This window comes from Streptomyces eurythermus (genome assembly GCF_014649115.1).
Taxonomy (GTDB): Bacteria; Actinomycetota; Actinomycetes; order Streptomycetales; family Streptomycetaceae; genus Streptomyces; species Streptomyces eurythermus.
The window spans coordinates 120,299-137,954 of record NZ_BMSK01000005.1 but is presented as its reverse complement, the minus strand read 5'-3'; the positions used below and the strand labels follow the sequence as shown (position 1 = coordinate 137,954).

The 17,656-nt window shown below is 71.8% G+C and carries 15 protein-coding genes and 1 pseudogene; 8 read left to right on the top strand and 8 right to left on the bottom strand.

Going from position 1 to position 17,656, the window contains the following annotated elements; genetic code table 11:
• Positions 1-26: 26 nt before the first annotated feature.
• A complete protein-coding gene (locus IE251_RS10835) occupies positions 27-929 on the bottom strand; it encodes a D-alanyl-D-alanine carboxypeptidase family protein (RefSeq protein WP_373301982.1) in 903 nt (300 codons plus the stop codon).
• Between the two features lie 198 nt (positions 930-1,127).
• Here IE251_RS10835 and IE251_RS10830 point away from each other — a divergent pair, with 198 nt between their 5' ends.
• Complete coding sequence (locus IE251_RS10830; protein WP_189752689.1) at positions 1,128-1,802, top strand: GntR family transcriptional regulator; 675 nt, start codon at positions 1,128-1,130, stop codon at positions 1,800-1,802.
• Positions 1,799-3,106, top strand: a complete 1,308-nt coding sequence (locus tag IE251_RS10825) for an MFS transporter (protein ID WP_189752688.1) — start codon at positions 1,799-1,801, stop codon at positions 3,104-3,106. The genes IE251_RS10830 and IE251_RS10825 overlap by 4 nt, the downstream gene beginning before the upstream one ends.
• 34 nt (positions 3,107-3,140) lie before the next feature.
• On the opposite strand, the gene IE251_RS10820 is transcribed toward IE251_RS10825, so the two are convergent.
• Positions 3,141-3,965 (bottom strand): maleylpyruvate isomerase family mycothiol-dependent enzyme, encoded by an 825-nt coding sequence (locus IE251_RS10820; protein WP_189752687.1) that lies wholly within the window; start codon positions 3,963-3,965, stop codon positions 3,141-3,143.
• Positions 3,966-4,149: 184 nt separating this feature from the next.
• Between IE251_RS10820 and IE251_RS10815 the strand changes: the two genes are divergently transcribed.
• Complete coding sequence (locus IE251_RS10815; RefSeq protein WP_189752686.1) at positions 4,150-4,950, top strand: carbon-nitrogen family hydrolase; 801 nt, start codon at positions 4,150-4,152, stop codon at positions 4,948-4,950.
• Between the two features lie 19 nt (positions 4,951-4,969).
• Here IE251_RS10815 and IE251_RS40910 read toward each other — a convergent pair whose 3' ends face one another.
• A complete protein-coding gene (locus IE251_RS40910) occupies positions 4,970-5,464 on the bottom strand; it encodes an LURP-one-related/scramblase family protein (protein WP_200692437.1) in 495 nt (164 codons plus the stop codon).
• Positions 5,465-5,530: 66 nt separating this feature from the next.
• Positions 5,531-6,514: pseudogene (locus IE251_RS40905) on the bottom strand (GlxA family transcriptional regulator); the annotation flags it as partial.
• A 51-nt stretch (positions 6,515-6,565) separates the two neighbouring features.
• On the opposite strand from IE251_RS40905, the gene IE251_RS10805 reads away from it, so the two are divergent.
• From IE251_RS10805 to IE251_RS10795, 3 genes are all read left to right on the top strand, one after another.
• On the top strand, positions 6,566-6,970 hold the full coding sequence (locus IE251_RS10805) for a cupin domain-containing protein (protein ID WP_229896693.1): 405 nt from the start codon (positions 6,566-6,568) through the stop codon (positions 6,968-6,970).
• A gap of 145 nt (positions 6,971-7,115) precedes the next feature.
• The gene (locus IE251_RS10800) at positions 7,116-7,973 is read left to right on the top strand and encodes a calcium-binding protein (protein WP_189752683.1); all 858 of its coding nucleotides are present in this window, start codon (positions 7,116-7,118) and stop codon (positions 7,971-7,973) included.
• 123 nt (positions 7,974-8,096) lie between these two features.
• Complete coding sequence (locus tag IE251_RS10795) at positions 8,097-9,917, top strand: thioredoxin-like domain-containing protein (RefSeq protein ID WP_189752682.1); 1,821 nt, start codon at positions 8,097-8,099, stop codon at positions 9,915-9,917.
• A gap of 12 nt (positions 9,918-9,929) precedes the next feature.
• Here the strand turns inward: IE251_RS10795 and IE251_RS10790 are convergent, their stop codons facing one another.
• The 3 genes from IE251_RS10790 to IE251_RS10780 all read right to left on the bottom strand — a co-directional run bounded on the left by IE251_RS10790 (position 9,930) and on the right by IE251_RS10780 (position 13,511).
• A complete protein-coding gene (locus tag IE251_RS10790; RefSeq protein ID WP_030609484.1) occupies positions 9,930-10,184 on the bottom strand; it encodes a hypothetical protein in 255 nt (84 codons plus the stop codon).
• Between the two features lie 86 nt (positions 10,185-10,270).
• The gene (locus IE251_RS10785) at positions 10,271-11,569 is read right to left on the bottom strand and encodes a M18 family aminopeptidase (RefSeq protein WP_189752681.1); all 1,299 of its coding nucleotides are present in this window, start codon (positions 11,567-11,569) and stop codon (positions 10,271-10,273) included.
• A gap of 115 nt (positions 11,570-11,684) precedes the next feature.
• Positions 11,685-13,511, bottom strand: coding sequence for an acyl-CoA dehydrogenase (locus tag IE251_RS10780; RefSeq protein ID WP_189752934.1), 1,827 nt, complete (start codon positions 13,509-13,511; stop codon positions 11,685-11,687).
• Between the two features lie 313 nt (positions 13,512-13,824).
• On the opposite strand from IE251_RS10780, the gene IE251_RS10775 reads away from it, so the two are divergent.
• Positions 13,825-14,304: an SseB family protein gene (locus tag IE251_RS10775; RefSeq protein ID WP_030609496.1), complete on the top strand. Its 480-nt coding sequence runs from the start codon at positions 13,825-13,827 to the stop codon at positions 14,302-14,304.
• A 110-nt stretch (positions 14,305-14,414) separates the two neighbouring features.
• Positions 14,415-15,386, top strand: coding sequence for a pirin family protein (locus IE251_RS10770; protein WP_189752680.1), 972 nt, complete (start codon positions 14,415-14,417; stop codon positions 15,384-15,386).
• 52 nt (positions 15,387-15,438) lie between these two features.
• Here the strand turns inward: IE251_RS10770 and IE251_RS10765 are convergent, their stop codons facing one another.
• Positions 15,439-17,616: a SpoIIE family protein phosphatase gene (locus IE251_RS10765; RefSeq protein ID WP_189752679.1), complete on the bottom strand. Its 2,178-nt coding sequence runs from the start codon at positions 17,614-17,616 to the stop codon at positions 15,439-15,441.
• Between the last annotated feature and the right edge of the window lie 40 nt (positions 17,617-17,656).

Sequence of the window (17,656 nt, the reverse complement as noted above, 5' to 3'; positions counted from 1 at the left end):
CGGGCCCCCTAGGGGATGACCGGGGGTCAGCCCAGGCGGGCGAAGCCGTAGTTGAGGAGCTTCTTCGCGTCCGCCTCGCGGTTGGCGATGGAGGAGGAGGCGAGGACGGTGCCGATGACCGTCTTGTTCTTCCGGGTCGCGGCGAAGACCAGGCAGTACTTGGCCTCCGGGCCGGAGCCGGTCTTCACGCCGATGGTCCCGCTGTAGCTGCTGAGCAGCCCGTTGGTGTTCTTCCAGGGGGCCATCGTGCGGGTGCCGCCCGACTTGGTGCGGGTCTTGGCGGTGTACGTCTTGGTCTTGACGATCGTGCGGAACGTGGAGTTCTTCATCGCGCTGCTGGCGATCTTCGTCAGGTCGCGCGGCGTCGAGTAGTTGCTGCCGTTGCCGATGCCGTCGAAGGAGTCGAAGTGGGTGTTCTTCAGGCCCAGGTTCTTGGCGGCGGTGTTCATCTTGCCGATGAAGTTCTTCGCGCGCGCCGCCGGGGTCGAGCCGGAGCCGTACTTGTCGGCGAGCGCGTAGGCGGCGTCACAGCCGGACGGCAGCATCAGGCCGTACAGCAGCTGCCGGACGGTCACCTGGTCGCCGACGATCAGATGGGCCTGGGAGGCGTTGTTCTTGACGACGTAGTCGCTGTAGACCTTTTTGATCGTGACCTTGGCGTCGAGGTTGAGGTTCGGCTGGGCGAGCACGACCTTGGCGGTCATGATCTTGGTGGTGGAGCCGGTGGAGAGCCGGGTGTCCGCCTTCTTCGTGTACAGCGTCGAGCTGTTGGCGTTGTTCATGAGGTACCCGCCCTTGGCCACGATGGAGGGCGCGGTGACGGCCTGCGCGGGCGCCGCGGTGAGGGCACCGGTGGCGGCCAGCGCGCCGGCGGTGACGGTGACGACGGCGGCCCTGCGGAAACTGGTGCCCATAATGCCGGTAATCAACTGATGTACCTCGAATGTGTTGAATGCCCCTGATGTGCGGCCGAGTTGAGGTGGGTGCGCAAGAAGGCCGCATGTGTGTGACACGTAAGTAGCACAGAAGGTTGTGCGGTCGCCGGGGCAAGGGGCGCTTCCAGGCCGCGAGGGTCCGCATGATGGACGGTCCACCACTTGCGTACGTGTTGTATCTATCCTGTGGGCATGAGAACGGCCGTCGAGCACTCCGCGCCCCAGTCCCTCAAGCAGCCACCCGCCGCCGACCGCGTGTACACCCACGTCAAGCAGGGTGTGCTCGACCGCCGCTACGAGGGGGGCAGCCTGCTCACCGAGGGTGAGCTGGCCGAGGCCGTCGGGGTCTCGCGCACGCCCGTCCGGGAGGCGCTGCTGCGGCTTCAGGCCGAGGGCCTGATCCGCCTCTACCCGAAGAAGGGCGCCCTGGTCCTGCCGGTCTCCGCGCAGGAGATCGCGGACGTGGTGGAGACCCGGCTGCTGGTCGAGGAGCACGCGGCCCGCAAGGCCGTACCCGCCCCGCCGGGGCTGCTGGAGCGGCTGACCGAGCTGCTGGAGCGGCAGAAGGCGCAGGCCGCCGCCGGCGACCTGGCCGCCGCCGCGGTCACCGACCGCTGCTTCCACGCCGAGATCGTGCGCAGCGGGGGCAACGAGATCCTCTCCCGGCTCTACGACCAGCTGCGCGACCGCCAGCTGCGGATGGGTGTCGCCGTCATGCACTCCCACCCCGACCGGATCGCCAAGACGCTCACCGAGCACGAGGAGATCCTGGACGCGCTGCGCGCCGGGGACGCCGAGACGGCCGTCGGGGTCGTGCACCGGCACGTGAGCTGGGTCTCGAACATCGCGCGGGGTGAGGTCCGATGAGTGCCACGGCGCGCAACGCCGCCCTCCCGGGCGACCCGCCGGGCGGCCGCAAGGCGGTCGCCGTCTGGTCCATAGGCGTGGCGGTCTACTTCGTCGCCGTCATCTTCCGCACGTCGCTGGGGGTGGCCGGACTGGACGCGGCCGACCGCTTCCACGTGGGCGCCTCCGCCCTGTCCACCTTCTCCATACTCCAGCTGCTGGTCTACGCCGGCATGCAGATACCCGTCGGCCTGCTGGTCGACCGGCTCGGCACCAAGAAGGTGCTGAGCATCGGCGCGCTGCTGTTCACCGTCGGCCAGCTGGGCTTCGCCTTCTCCCCGACCTACGGCGCCGCGCTCGCCTCCCGGGCGCTGCTGGGCTGTGGCGACGCCATGACCTTCATCAGCGTGCTGCGGCTGGGCACCCGCTGGTTCCCGGCCCGGCGCGGCCCGATGGTCGCGCAGCTCGCCGGGCTGGTCGGCATGGCGGGCAACCTGGTCTCCACCCTGGTCCTGGCCCGGCTGCTGCACGGCATCGGCTGGACCCCGGCGTTCGCGGGCAGCGCGCTGGCGGGCGCGGTCGTCCTGGTGCTGACCCTGCTGTTCCTGAAGGACCACCCCGAGGGCATGGAGCCGGAGCCGTCCCCGCACCGGGGCGCCGCCTACGTCCGCGGGCAGATCGCCGCCGCCTGGCGGGAGCCGGGCACCCGGCTGGGCCTGTGGGTGCACTTCACCACCCAGTTCCCGGCCATGGTGTTCCTGCTGCTGTGGGGCCTGCCGTTCCTCGTAGAGGCGCAGGGGCTCAGCCGTGCCACGGCCGGTGAGCTGCTCACCCTCGTCGTGCTGTCCAACATGGTGATCGGCCTGGTCTACGGCCAGATCGTCGCCCGGCACCACGCGGCGCGGCTGCCGCTGGCGCTGGGCACGGTGGGCGCCACCGCGCTGCTGTGGGCGGCGACCCTGGCCTACCCCGGGCGGCACGCGCCGATGTGGCTGCTGCTGGTGCTGTGCGCGGTGCTCGGCGCCTGCGGGCCGGCGTCCATGCTCGGCTTCGACTTCGCCCGGCCGGCCAATCCGCCCGAGCGGCAGGGCACGGCCTCCGGCATCACCAACATGGGCGGCTTCATCGCCTCCATGACGACGCTGTTCGCGATCGGTGTGCTGCTGGACGCGACCGGGGACGACTACACCGTGGCCTTCGGCTCCGTGTTCGTGCTCCAGGCGCTCGGGGTGAGCCAGATCCTCCGGCTGCGGGGGCGGGCGGCCCGGCGGGAGCGGGAGCGGTTGATCTCCAGCCGTATAGAGACGGTGCACGTTCCCGCGTAGCCCCGCGGCGGGAGCGCGCCCTCGGCGGCCGGGCTCACGGCGTGACCGCGAAGTGACGCAGGATGGCCGCCGCCAGCTCCTGGTCGCCGTCCGTCTTCACCCGGTCCGCCGCCGCCTCGGGGGAGACCCGGCCGCAGGCCAGGCGGACGTACGTCTCCCAGTCGAGGGTGAGGGTGGCGGCCGGGCCGAGCGCGGGGACGGTCTCCAGGGTGCCGCGGCCCTGGATGTCGACGCGGACCGTGCGCAGGAACTCGACCGGGCCGTGCACGTCGAACACGATCGCCGAGCTGCGCGGGGCGTTCGCGTCCCGCGCGACCACCTTGGGCAGCGCCTCCAGCAGCACGTCCCGGGTGACGTACGCGCCCGGCGAGTCCAGGTTGCCGGGGCGGCCGAGGGCCGTGCGCAGGTCCTGCTCGTGCACCCACACGTCGAACGCCCGGGTGCGGTAGGCCTGCTCCAGGGTGATCTCCTTGCCGAGCGGGCCGCGCACCAGGGTGCCGGGGTCCCGGGACTCGCCCCGGAGCTGGCGGTTGCGGCGGATGACCGTGTACTCCAGCTCGGCCGTCATCTCCGGCGCGGTGTGGTGCCGGCGGACGTCGACCTGCATCTCCATGTAGCGCTGGTGCTCGGTGGCGACGTGGAAGAGGTCACGCGGCAGGGCGTGGATGGGGCGCGGGTCGCCGAGCATCTCGCAGTCCATGCCGATGACGTGGGAGATGATGTCGCGCACCGACCAGCCGGGGCACGGGGTCCGCCGGTTCCACTCGCCCTCGACGAGTGACTGGGCCATCTCGGATATCGCTTCGATGGAGTGCGTCCAGGCGTCGGCGTAGGGCTGGAGAGTGGGATGCAGACTCACGGAACGGGACCCCTCGGCGGTCGGTACACGGGCGGGTTTGCGGCGGCGGTGCCGGCGGACGGCGGCTGCACTTCGGCGGGTGTCTTGAGACGCTAAGTTACGCTGCGGAAAGGCACCCCGGCAGTGCTTTCGTGTGACGATCGTAGGCCCGTATGGACGACTCGAATCCCAGGACGGTGGTAGTGTGCGCGCCTCGCTGATCCAAGCGGCCGTGGACGAGCGGGAACCGGTCGGCTCCCGGCGGCAGCGCCTGGCCGCGCTGGTGCGTGAGCAGAGCGGCTCCGACCTCGTCGTCCTGCCGGAGCTGTGGACCACCGGTGCCTTCGCCTACGAGGAGTTCGGCCGCGAGGCCGAGCCGCTGGAAGGGCCGACGTACGAGGCGATGGCCGAGGCGGCGAGCGACGCGGGCGTGTGGCTGCACGCGGGCTCCATCCCGGAACGCGACCCCGAAGGCCCCCTCTACAACACCTCGCTCGTCTTCTCCCCCACCGGTGAACTGGCCGCGGCCTACCGCAAGATCCACCGCTTCGGCTTCGACAAGGGCGAGGCCGTGCTGATGGGCGCGGGCCGGGACCTGGTGACGGTCCGGCTGCCGGACACCACGCTTGGCGTGGCCACCTGCTACGACCTCCGGTTCCCCGAACTCTTCCGCGCGCTGGTCGACGCCGGCGCCGAGACGCTGGTGATCCCGGCGGGCTGGCCCGAGCGGCGGCGCGCGCACTGGACGCTGCTGGCCCGGGCACGCGCGGTGGAGAACCAGGCGTTCGTGCTCGCCTGCGGAACGGCCGGGACACACGCCGGAGTTCCCCAGGCGGGTCACTCCATCGTGGTGGATCCGTGGGGCGAGGTTCTCGCGGAGGCCGGCTCCGGCGAGGAGGTCCTCACGGTCGACATCGACCCGGCGAAGCCGGCCGCGACCCGCGAGCAGTTCCCGGCGCTGAAGGACCGCGTCCTGGGCCTGGAGCCGCCCCGGCAGCGGGGCTGAGCCGCCTCGCGGCCGGGGGTCAGTCCTCCTCGCCCTCCTTCTCGGCGAGGTGGATCACGCACACCGCCACCGCGATCAGCAGCGCCGGGTCGGCGTCCTCGCGGACGATGTCCACGCCGTAGGTGTCGCGGACGGTCAGCCGGCGGCGGGAGATGACCGCCAGGAGTTCGCCGTCGTACTCCACGGCGAACTCGCGGTCCAGGATCTTCCCGCTGACGTCCAGTTCGGTGCCGTCCACCAGGGCCACCCGGTAGTGGTTGCGCAGCAGGGACAGCCGCTTGCGCCGGATCCGGGCCAGGACCTCGCCGTCCCGTTCGATCACCATGGTGTCGCGCAGCGCGAACATCTTCTGGTGGATGTCGATCAGGACCCGCCCCCCGGCGTCCTTCAGCTCGAAGGTGTCCCGCAGCCGCATGGCCTTGCCGTCGACGAGGTAGACCTTCCGGCCGTGCTCGTCCTCGATCCACCAGTCGTCACCGATGCCGAGGATCCGGTCGCGTACGAGGAATCTCATACGGAGCATGCTTCCCCGGGGCCGGGCGATCGTCACAAACCCGTCATACGGACAGGGCCCCGCACCCTCTCCCGGAACCCCGCCGAACCGCTTGCGGTACTCCGACGGGCTCAGCCCCGTCTCCCGGCGCAGCCGGGCGCGCAGATTGGCGGCCGTGCCCAGACCGCTGCGCGCCGCCACCACGTCCAGCCGCTCCTCGCCCCGCTCGATCAGCCGGCAGGCCAGCGCCACGCGCTCCCCGGTGAGCCAGGCCAGCGGAGTCGTGCCGAGCTGGCTGCGGAAGCGGCGGTGCAGGGTGGCGGGCGAGACGGCGGCGCGGGCGGCGAGAGCGGCGACGGTCAGCGGCTCGTCCAGGCGTTCCTGCGCCCAGGCCAGCAGCGGACCGAGGGACTCGTCGGGCACCTCGGGCACCGGTCGCTCCACGAACTGGCGTTGCCCGCCGTCGCGGTGGGCGGCGAAGACGAGGCGCCGGGAGACGGTGTTCGCCGTCTCGGCCCCGTGGTCGCGGCGCCAGAGGTGCAGCCCGAGGTCGAGCGCGGCGGCGCTGCCCGCCGCGGTGAGGATGTCGCCCTCGTCGACGAACAGCACATCGGGCTCCAGCCGTACCGCGGGATGCAGGTCCCGGAACGTCTCCGCCCACATCCAGTGGGTGGCGGCCCGGCGGCCGTCCAGCAGCCCGGCCTCGGCGAGCGCGAAACTGCCGGTGCAGAAGCTGACGACGCGGACGCCCCGCGCGTGCGCGCGGCGGATCGCGGCCAGGACGTCCGGCCCGCGCGGCACGACGTTGTCCGGGCGGCCGGGCACGATCAGGGTGTCGGCCGTGTCCACCGCTTCCAGACCGGGCAGGCCGCTCATGGTGAAGAAGCCGTGGTTCATCCGGATCTCGGGACCGGGCGCGCACAGCGTCACCTCGTAGAGCGGACCGCTCAGGCCCAGCTCCGGGCGGGGCAGCCCGAACATCTCGGTGGCGACCCCGACCTCGAACGGGTTGGTGCCCGCGTCGACCAGCACCGCCACCCGGTGCGGGGGTTGAGAGGATCCTTGCGGCATATGCGATTCCTAGCACTCGTACGGCGGTCCGGTCACCCGCACGATGAGCGCATGGCACACACGGAACACACCGCGCCCGTCCTCCTCGAGCAGGCCCTCGCCTCCTTCACCGAGCAGTGGAGCCCCCGCATCGTCACCACGGTCAACGACTACGACGTGCGCGTGGCGAAGGTGGAGGGCGAGCACCTCTGGCACGTGCACGAGAACACCGACGAGTTCTTCCTGGTCCTGAGCGGGGAGCTGCACATAGGTCTGCGCGAGCCGGCCGGCGAGCGCACGGTGGTGCTGCCCAAGGGGTCGGTGTTCACGGTCCCGCGCGGTACCGAGCACAAGCCGTACGCGCGCGTGCCCACCGAGATCCTGCTCCTCGAGCCGACCGGCACCCTCACGGTGGGCGACCGGCACGAGGAGGTGCCGGAGCACGTGGACGCCACCACCGGCCACGCCCTCGGCTGACCGGACGGCGGACTCCACCCGGCGGCGAAGCGGCCGGCCGGTGAACTCTTGGCGCCCCCAAGGAAGTTGTCCAACCAAACGGGGGCAGCCCGAGTCGGAAGGTGCGTAAGGCGCACGGCCGCGCACGTCCTCTCGGAGGTTTGCCATGCTCGCTCGTCCCGCCCGCCGGATGCTCCGCGCCGTCCCGGCGACGGCCCTCGTCCTCGGTACGGCACTGGCCGTACCGCTCACCCTGGCCGGCCCGGCCGGTGCCGCGACGGCGCCGGCCACCGCCGAGGTCAATGGGTACGACTGGCAGCTCACCTACAAGGCGGCAGCCGGCCAGGCCAACAAGGTCACCGTCACCGCCTCGCTCACCGCAGACCGTGCGGGCATCACCTACCTCGTCGACGACGTGGTGCCGGTCGCGGCGGGCCACGGCTGCGGCCACCCCGTCGCCGCGGACCGCACGAAGGTCTCCTGCACGGTCACCCTCGTGGACAGCCAGGACCCCTACGCCGCCCTGGTCATGGACCTCGGCGACCGCGGCGACACGGTCGCCTACAAGAACGCCACCGACCAGATCTACTCCTACGCCCAGATCTCGCTGGGCGCCGGCAACGACAAGGCGACCGACTCGGGCCGCCTCGACGGCGCCTACGTCTCGGGCGACGCGGGCGATGACACCCTCACGGTCGGCAAGGAGGGCCTGGCCTGGGGCGGCGACGGCAACGACACGATCAACGCGGCCGGCGGCGGCAACATCGCGCAGGGCGGCAAGGGCGACGACACGCTGCACGGCGGGGCCGGATCCCAGTCCCTGTCCGGCGACGACGGCAAGGACACGATCACCGGCGGCGCCGGCGCCGACGAGCTGTACGGGGGCAAGGGCGACGACGTCCTGTACGGCAACAGCGGCGACGACCGGCTCTACGGCAACAGCGGCGACGACCGGCTCTACGGCGGCCCGGGCCGCGACACCCTCTCCGGCGGTCCCGGCCGGAACGTCGTCCGCCAGGACTGAGGGCCCCGGGCGCTTTCCACAGCCCGGGGCGTCCCGGTGGAGTTGTCCACAGCCCCGGGCGTTCCGGCGGAGTTGTCCACAGGCGCCGAAACGTCCGTCGGCGTGAGGTGGCACCCTGGATCCATGACCGACTCCGCACCCCGACGCGCCCGAGTACGCGCCCCCGAGCTGATCGGCAAGGGCGGCTGGCTGAACACGGGAGACCAGCAGTACACCCTTGCCGACCTGCGCGGACGCATAGTCGTCCTGGACTTCTGGACCTTCTGCTGCATCAACTGCCTGCACGTCCTGGACGAGCTGCGCGAGCTGGAGGAGAAGCACCGGGACACGCTCGTGGTGATCGGGGTGCACTCGCCGAAGTTCGTGCACGAGGCCGAGCACCAGGCGGTCGTGGACGCCGTCGAGCGCTACGGCGTGGCGCACCCGGTCCTGGACGACCCGGAGCTGGCCACCTGGAAGCAGTACGCGGTGCGCGCCTGGCCCACCCTCGTGGTGATCGACCCCGAGGGCTACGTCGTCGCCCAGCACGCCGGCGAGGGCCACGCGCACGCCATCGAGCGGCTGGTCGAGGAGCTGGAGGCCGAGCACGAGGCGAAGGGCACCCTGCGCCGCGGCGACGGCCCCTACGTGCCGCCGGAGCCCGAGCCGACGACGCTGCGCTTCCCCGGCAAGGCGCTGCTGCTGCCGTCGGGCAACTTCCTGGTCAGCGACACCACCCGGCACCAGCTGGTGGAGCTGGCCGGCGACGCCGAGACGGCCCTGCGGCGGTTCGGCTCCGGCACGCGCGGCTTCGCCGACGGCGGCCCGGACCAGGCGTCCTTCAACGAGCCGCAGGGTCTCGCCCTGCTGGACGACGGCTCGGTGGTGGTCGCCGACACCGTGAACCACGCCCTGCGCCGGCTGGACCCCGCCACCGGTGAGGTGACCACCCTGGCGGGCACCGGCAGGCAGTGGTGGCAGGGCTCGGCCACCTCCGGACCGGCCCGCGAGGTGGACCTCTCCTCGCCGTGGGACGTGGCGGTCTTCGGCGGCAAGGTGTGGATCGCGATGGCGGGCGTCCACCAGCTGTGGACCTACGACCCGGACGCCGGGACGGTGGCCGTGGCGGCCGGCACCACCAACGAGGGCCTGGTGGACGGTCCCGGCGCCGAGGCATGGTTCGCCCAGCCCTCAGGGCTCGCGGCCACCGCCGACCGGCTGTGGCTCGCCGACTCCGAGACGAGCGCCCTGCGCTGGGTGGACACCGACGGGCACGTGCACACCGCCGTGGGCACCGGTCTGTTCGACTTCGGCCACCGGGACGGCGCCGCCGGCCAGGCGCTCTTCCAGCACCCGCTGGGCGTCACCGCCCTGCCGGACGGCTCGGTCGCCGTCGCCGACACCTACAACCACGCCCTGCGCCGCTACGACCCCGCCACCGGCGAGGTCACCACGCTCGCCACCGATCTGCGCGAGCCCAGCGACGCCGTCCTCGTCGGCGAGGACATCGTGGTGGTGGAATCGGCCCGGCACCGGCTGACCCGGCTGCGGCTGCCCGAGGAGGCGGTGCGCGTGGAGTCGGTCGCCCACCGCACCCGGCGGGCCGCCACCGAGGTCGCCCCCGGCCGCCTCCGCCTGGACGTGATCTTCCAGGCGCCGGCCGGCCAGAAGCTCGACACCCGCTACGGCCCCTCGACCCGCCTGCTGGTCTCCGCCACCCCGCCCGAGCTGCTGCTCAAGGGCGAAGGGGCCGACACGGACCTGTCCCGCGAGCTGGAACTGAACCCCGCCGTGTCCGAGGGCGTCCTGCACGTCTCCGCGATGGCCGCCAGCTGTGACGACGACCCGGCCAACGAATACCCCGCCTGCCACGTGCACCAGCAGGACTGGGGCGTCCCGCTGCGCCTCACAGCGGGCGGGACGGACCGTCTGCCGCTCGTCCTGGCGGGCATGGACGAGCAGTAGACGGACGGCGCGTCAGACGCCGTAGCCGTCCGAGTAGCCGTCGACACGGTGGTGGCGGTGGGGCTCCTCCTCCACCACCGGTGTCGTCGGCGGGACGACCACACGGCGGCGGCGGGCTATGCCGCTGAACGTCGCGACGCCGATCAGGCCCACGGCCATCAGGATCAGGCCGACGACGGTGACGTTGACGCCCTTCATGTGCCAGTCGGTCGCGAACGTCAGAATGGCCCCCACGCCGATGAGGATGATGCATCCGCCGAGACCCATGAGACCTCGCCTCCCCTTCCGGTTCCGGAATCTCCGGTGCCGTCCGGGTACCCGGCGGGATGCCGCCTAGGCCCTGGGGGCGGGACCTAGCCCTCCAGAAAGGCCGTCAGGGCGTTCGCGAGGAGGAACGGGTCGTCCGCGCCGCACAGTTCGCGGACGCTGTGCATGGACAGGATCGCCACGCCGATGTCGACCGTGCGGATGCCGTGCCGGGCCGCGGTGATCGGGCCGATGGTGGTGCCGCACGGCATGGAGTTGTTCGACACGAAGCTCTGGAAGGGCACGCCCGCCTTCTCGCAGGCCGCGGCGAACACCGCGCGGCCCGAACCGTCGGTCGCGTAGCGGTTGTTGACGTTGACCTTGAGGATCGGGCCGCCGTTGACCCGCGGGTGGTGCGTCGGGTCGTGCCGCTCGGCGTAGTTGGGGTGCACGGCGTGACCGGTGTCGGAGGACAGGCAGACCGAGGCGGCGAAGGCGCGGGCCCGGTCCTCGGCCGTCCCGCCGCGCGCGAGCACCGAGCGCTCCAGGACGGTGCCGAGCAGCGGGCCGTCGGCGCCGGTGTCCGACTGGGAGCCGTTCTCCTCGTGGTCGAAGGCGGCCAGCACCGGGATACGGGTGAGCGGGGCACCGGAGGCCGCGACGGCGGTGAGGGCGGCGGCAGCGGCGTGCACGGACAGCAGGTTGTCCATGCGCGGGCCGGCGACCAGCTCCCGGTCCCGGCCGAGGTAGGCCGGCGGCTCCACCGGGTGGGTCATCAGGTCCCAGCCGGTCACCGAGCCCGCGGTCAGCCCGGCCTCCTGCTCCAGGAAGGCGATGAGGTCGCCGTCGCCCACCTGGTCGCCGAGGCCCCACACCGGCTGGAGGTGCCGCTGCTTGTCGAGCTTGAGACCCTCGGAGCCGACCGAGCGGTCCAGGTGGATGGCGAGCTGCGGCACCCGCAGCAGCGGCCGGTCCACGTTGACCAGGACCGAGGAGCCGTCGCGCAGGGTCAGCCGGCCGGCCAGGCCGAGGTCCCGGTCCAGCCAGGAGTTGAGCAGCGGGCCGCCGTAGATCTCCACGGCGACCTGACGCCAGCCGTGCGCCCCGCTGTCCGGGCGCGGCTTGACCCTCAGGCTCGGGGAGTCGGTGTGCGCGCCGATGATGTGGAAGGGGGTGTGCGCCTCGGCGCCCTCGGGCACGTACCAGGCCACGATCGCGCCGCCGCGCAGCACGTACTTGCCGCCGTGCGTCCCGTCCCAGGCGTCCGTCTCCGCGACCTGCCTGAAGCCCGCCTTCTCCAGCCGCTCGGCGGTGTTCGCCACTGCGTGGTACGGCGACGGGCTCGCCGCCAGGAAGGACATCAGGTCGTCGGTGTGGCCGCGGTCGAAGCGGGCTGGTGCGCTCATGGGATTCACCTTAACGACGTGCACGGGCCCGCTCCCGGAAAGAGAGCGGGCCCGTGCGAGGAATCGACGGGGACGTCCGGAACGTCGGGAAACCGGACGCCCGGAACGCCGGGACCTAGAACGCGGCCTCGTCCAGCTCCATCAGGTCCAGGTCCACGTTGCCGGCGACCTTGCGGGCGAGGGTGACGCCCGGCAGGACGTTCGCCGCGAAGAACTTCGCCGCGGCGATCTTGCCGGTGTAGAAGGCCTTGTCCTTCGCCGAGGCGGTGGCCAGCTTCTCGGCGGCGACCGCGGCGCCCTTGAGGAGGAGGTAGCCGACGACCACGTCACCGGAGGCCATGAGCAGGCGGGTGGTGTTCAGGCCGACCTTGTAGATGTTCTTGGTGTCCTGCTCGGTGGCGGCCAGGTCGGTCAGCATCACGCCGACGATCGCCTCCAGCTCCACGGCCGCCTTGGCCAGCTGCTCGCGGGCGCCGGCCAGCTCCTCGCCGCCGGTGCCGAGGGCCAGGAACTTCTTGATGTCCTCGGCGAGGGAGTTCAGCGCGGCGCCCTGGTTGCGGACGATCTTCCGGAAGAAGAAGTCCTGGCCCTGGATCGCCGTGGTGCCCTCGTACAGGGTGTCGATCTTGGAGTCCCGGATGTACTGCTCGATCGGGTACTCCTGGAGGAAGCCGGAGCCGCCGAAGGTCTGCAGCGACTGGGCCAGCTGCTCGTAGCCCTTCTCGGAGCCGTAGCCCTTGACGATCGGCAGCAGCAGGTCGTTCAGCGCGTGCTCGGCGGAGGCGTCCTCGCCGTTCGCCTCCTTGATCTGGATGGCGTCCTGGATCGAGGCGGTGTACATCACCAGGGCGCGCATGCCCTCCGCGTACGCCTTCTGCGTCATCAGCGAGCGGCGCACGTCGGGGTGGTGGGTGATGGTGACCTTGGGCGCGGTCTTGTCCATGAAGTTCGCCAGGTCCGGACCCTGGACTCGCTCCTTGGCGTACTCCAGCGCGTTCAGGTAGCCGGTGGACAGCGTGGAGATCGCCTTCGTGCCGACCATCATGCGGGCGAACTCGATGATGCGGAACATCTGGCGGATGCCGTCGTGCTTGTCGCCGATCAGCCAGCCCTTGGCGGGGTGCTTGTCGCCGAAGGTCATCTCGCACGTGTTGGACGCCTTCAGGCCCATCTTGTGCTCGACGTTGGTGGCGTAGACGCCGTTGCGCTCGCCCAGCTCGCCGGTCTCGAAGTCGAACAGGTACTTCGGCACGAGGAAGAGGGACAGGCCCTTGGTGCCGGGGCCGGCGCCCTCGGGACGCGCGAGCACGTAGTGGAGGATGTTCTCCGACATGTCGTGCTCACCGGAGGTGATGAAGCGCTTCACGCCCTCGATGTGCCAGGAGCCGTCCTCCTGCTGGATCGCCTTGGTGCGGCCGGCGCCCACGTCGGAGCCCGCGTCGGGCTCGGTGAGCACCATCGTGGAGCCCCACTGCTTCTCGGTGGCGATCTTCGCGATGTGCTTCTGGACCTCGTTGCCCTCCTCGAAGAGGATGCCGGCGAACGCGGGGCCCGAGGAGTACATCCACACGGCCGGGTTGGCGCCCAGGATCAGCTCGGCGTAGGCCCAGATCAGGGAGCGCGGCGAGGTGGTGCCGCCGATCTCCTCGGGCAGCCCGAGCCGCCAGTACTCGGAGTCCATGAAGGCCTGGTAGCTCTTCTTGAAGGACGCCGGGACCGGCGCGGTGTTGGTCTCCGGGTCGAAGACCGGCGGGTTGCGGTCGGCGTCGGCGAAGGACTCGGCCAGCTCGTTCTCCGAGAGGCGGGTCATCTCCTCCAGGATGCTCTTGGCGGTGTCGACGTCCATCTCCTCGAACGGGCCGGTGCCGTACACCTTGTCGCGCCCGAGTACTTCGAAGAGGTTGAACTCGATGTCGCGGAGATTCGACTTGTAGTGCCCCATGGCGACGGCTCCGTAGAGGGATCGGCGAGGCACTGACTCCTCGCACCTAGTTCACGTACCAACAAGTAGCTACGATGATGCTACCCGCCGGTAATAAGACGCAACCCCGATCCGGGCATCTGTGACGCGTCTCAAGTAGCGCTGCGGGCGCCTTGTACATGCCAGGTGCATGCCCCCCGAGCGCCCCGTGAACACCCTCGCGCGCCCCGCCGTTCGGGTGGGGGCCGGTGCCGTCGGTCCTCCCCGGCCGGCGCGCGGAATTCCTGTGCCGTAGCCCATCCGGGTGACGGGCCGGCTCGGTACGCTTCTGCCCATGTACGGCTACGACCAGAACGTGGGCGCTCAGCAGCAGTACGCCCCGCCGCAGCAGCAGATGCCGGGCGGTGTCGGCGGGTACGGCCAGCAGCCGCCGCTCTATCCGGAGCCGTCCCCGCCCTCGCTCGCGGACGCGGTGCGCGCCTTCACCACCGGGCAGATGGCCGCCGAGGACTTCCAGCAGATCTTCGCCACCTCCAAGGTGTACTGCCCGCGCGGCGACACCCCGGGCTTCCTCGCGCTGCACAACACCCAGCAGCCGGTGATCCCGATGTTCACCTCTCTGAAGGAGCTGCGCCGGTACGCGGGCAAGGAGTCCAAGTACTTCGTCATCACCGGCGCCGAGGTGATCGACCTGCTGCCCACCGGCTACGGCTTCGTCCTGGACATGGAGGGCGAGCACCGGATCGTGTTCGACGCGAAGGCGGTCGAGCAGATGGTCGACTTCGCGATGCGGCGCATGTACGGCGGCGGCTGAGCCGGCACCCGGACGGGGGCCCGGAGGGAATTCCCTCCGGGCCTCTTCTGTTGTGGGTGGCAAGAAGTTCAACGCTCAACTAAAGTGGGCGTACCAAGGAGGTACCCGCCATGCCCGCAGTGACCGTCGAGAACCCGTTGACGCTGCCCCGTGTGACCGCTCCCGCCGATGCCGTGGCACGTCCCGTGCTCACCGTCACGACCGCCCCGAGCGGCTTCGAGGGTGAGGGATTCCCGGTGCGCCGGGCGTTCGCGGGGATCAACTACCGCCACCTCGACCCGTTCATCATGATGGACCAGATGGGGGAGGTGGAGTACGCGCCGGGCGAGCCCAAGGGCACCCCCTGGCACCCGCACCGCGGCTTCGAGACCGTCACCTACATCATCGACGGCGTCTTCGACCACCAGGACTCGCACGGCGGCGGGGGCACCATCACCAACGGCGACACCCAGTGGATGACGGCCGGCTCCGGCCTGCTGCACATCGAGGCCCCGCCGGAGTCCCTGGTCGTGTCCGGCGGTCTCTTCCACGGCCTCCAGCTGTGGGTGAACCTCCCCGCCAAGGACAAGATGATGGCCCCGCGCTACCAGGACATCCGCGGCGGCACCGTCCAGCTGCTCACCACCCCCGACGGCGGCGCCCTGCTGCGCGTCATCGCCGGCGAGCTGGACGGCCACCAGGGCCCCGGCGTCACCCACACGCCGATCACGATGATCCACGCGACGCTGGCGCCGGGTGCGGAGATCACCCTGCCGTGGCGGGAGGACTTCAACGGCCTCGCCTACGTGCTGGCGGGCAAGGGCTCGGTCGGTGCGGAGCGGCGGCCGGTCCGCCTGGGCCAGACCGCCGTCTTCGGCGCCGGCTCCGCGCTGACCGTCCGCGCGGACGAGAAGCAGGACGCGCACACCCCCGACCTGGAGGTCGTCCTCCTCGGCGGCAAGCCCATCCGGGAGCCGATGGCCCACTACGGCCCGTTCGTCATGAACACCAGGGACGAACTGGTGCAGGCCTTCGAGGACTTCAAGAAGGGCCGGTTCGGGCGGATCCCGGCGGTACACGGCATGACCGAGGGCGGCATCTGATCCCTCCCGGAGTCCGGACGGGCGCACCCGGCCCGTCCGGACGCCGGCGTGGCTACGGGACGTACGACCCCGGTGTGGTCCCGGGGGCTCCCGCGCCCGTCCGTTCCCTCAGTTCGAACCAGATGCTCTTGCCCTCGCCGCGGGGGGCCACCCCCCATGTGTCCGCGAGGAGTTCGATCAGCATCAGGCCGCGGCCGGAGGAGGCCAGTTCGCCGGGGCGGCGCTTGTGCGGGAGGTCGTCGCCGGTGTCGAAGACCTCCACCCGCAGCCGCCGCCCGCGCTCCCCGCACAGCACCTCGGCGAGCAGCAGGGCGTCGGCGTCGGTGTGCACCAGCACGTTGGTGACCATCTCGGAGACCAGCAGCACCGCCGAGTCGACCTGCTCGGGCGAGGCCCAGTCGTGCAGCAGCTCGCGCAGGTGCTGGCGGGCCTCGGCGATCCGGTCCGGCTCGTCCTGCGCCACCGACAGCAGGGTGCGCCGCACCGGGGGACCGGCCGCGACGGTGCCGTCGCGCCCGCAGGCCGCGGCCGGCCGGCACAGCAGCACCAGCGCGATGTCGTCCTCGCGGCGGTCGGCCAGCGGGCCGGTGGTGTGGTGCGAGGACGGCCCGTGCACCGCCTGCACCAGGGCGTCGGCCAGCGCCTCCAGATCCTCCTGGCGGTACTCGCCCGCCCGGTGGTCCTCCAGCGGCAACCGCAGCCTGCGCCAGCCGCTCTCCAGGTCGTGCCCGCCGGTCTCGATCAGACCGTCGGTGCACAGCATCAGTGTCTCGTCGGGTTCCAGGGTGAACCGGGTCGTCGGGTAGTCGGCGTCCGGGTCGACGCCCAGCGGCAGCCCGCCCGCCGTCGGCCGCATCATCACCGTGCCGTCCGCCATCCGGATCACCGGGTCCGGGTGCCCGGCGCGGGCGACCTCCAGCATGCCGGTCGCCGGGTCGGCCTCCACGTACAGGCAGGTCGCGAACCGGGGGTCGGCCAGGGCGTCCGGCCCGGAGCCGTCGGTGACCCCGTGCAGGAAGCGGGAGGCGCGGGAGAGGACGGCGTCCGGCCGGTGCCCCTCGGCGGCGTAGGCGCGCAGCGCGATCCGCAGCTGGCCCATGATCCCGGCCGCGCGCACGTCATGGCCCTGGACGTCCCCGATGACCAGCGCGAAGCGGCCGGAGGGCAGCGGGATCATGTCGTACCAGTCGCCGCCGACCTGGAGTCCGCCGCCGGTCGGGATGTACCGGGCGGCGATCCGCATCCCCGGGATCTCCGGTCCCAGCGACGGCAGCATGGAGCGTTGCAGGCCCTCCGTCAGCTCGCGCTCCGACTCCGCGGCGCCGGCCCGGGACAGGGCCTGGGCGAGCATCCGGGCGACCGTGGTCAGCACCGCGCGCTCGTCGGGCGTGAACGCCACCGGGTAGGTGAACGCGGCCATCCAGGCGCCCATCGTGCGCCCGGCGGCCGTCAGCGGCAGGAACGCCCACGAGTGCCGGCCGAAGCGCCGGGCGAGCGGCCAGGTGGCCGGGTAGCGGTCCCGGTACTCCTCCGGGGAGGACAGATAGACGGCCCGCCCGGTGCGGACCACCTCGGCGGCCGGGTAGTCGGTGTCCAGCGGCATGTGGGAGAAGGGGCCCATGTCGCCGGGCTGGTGTCCGTGCTGGCCGGTGATCGTCAGCCGGTCGCCCTCCACGCCGTAGACCACGAGCCCGTCCGGGGAGAAACCCGGCATCGACAGGCCCCCCGCCACCCGCAGCACCTCGGCCGTGGACCGCGCCTCCGCCAGCGCCCGGCCCGCGTCCAGCAGGAACGCCTCCCGGGAGCGCCGCCAGTCGCCGGTGACCGCGCTGCGGGCCGCGGGCGTGCCCGGGGCGGGCTCGGTCACCTCCTGCAGGGTGCCGATCAGTTCGTAGGTGCGCCGCTCGGGGTCGAAGGACGGCTTGGACCGGCTGCGGACGACCCGCAGGATGCGGCCGTCGGCGTCCATGACCCGGATGCGGACCTCGGCGAGGGTGCCCTCGGCGGCGGCCAGCCGCACCACCCCGGCGACCTCGTTCCAGTCGACGGGGTGCAGCCGGGCCCGGGTCTGGGCCTCGGTGAGGGTGACCGGCCGCGCGGGCAGCCCGAGCAGCCGCGCCGCCTCCGCGTCCAGGGTGACCAGGCCGGCGGCCGTGTCCCAGTGCCACAGTCCGGTCGCGAGGGCGGCGAGGACCTCCCCGACGGACGGCAGGGGCTCGCCTGTGCGCATTGTCCCACTTTATGGAGAGACGACTGATAGGTGCCACCTA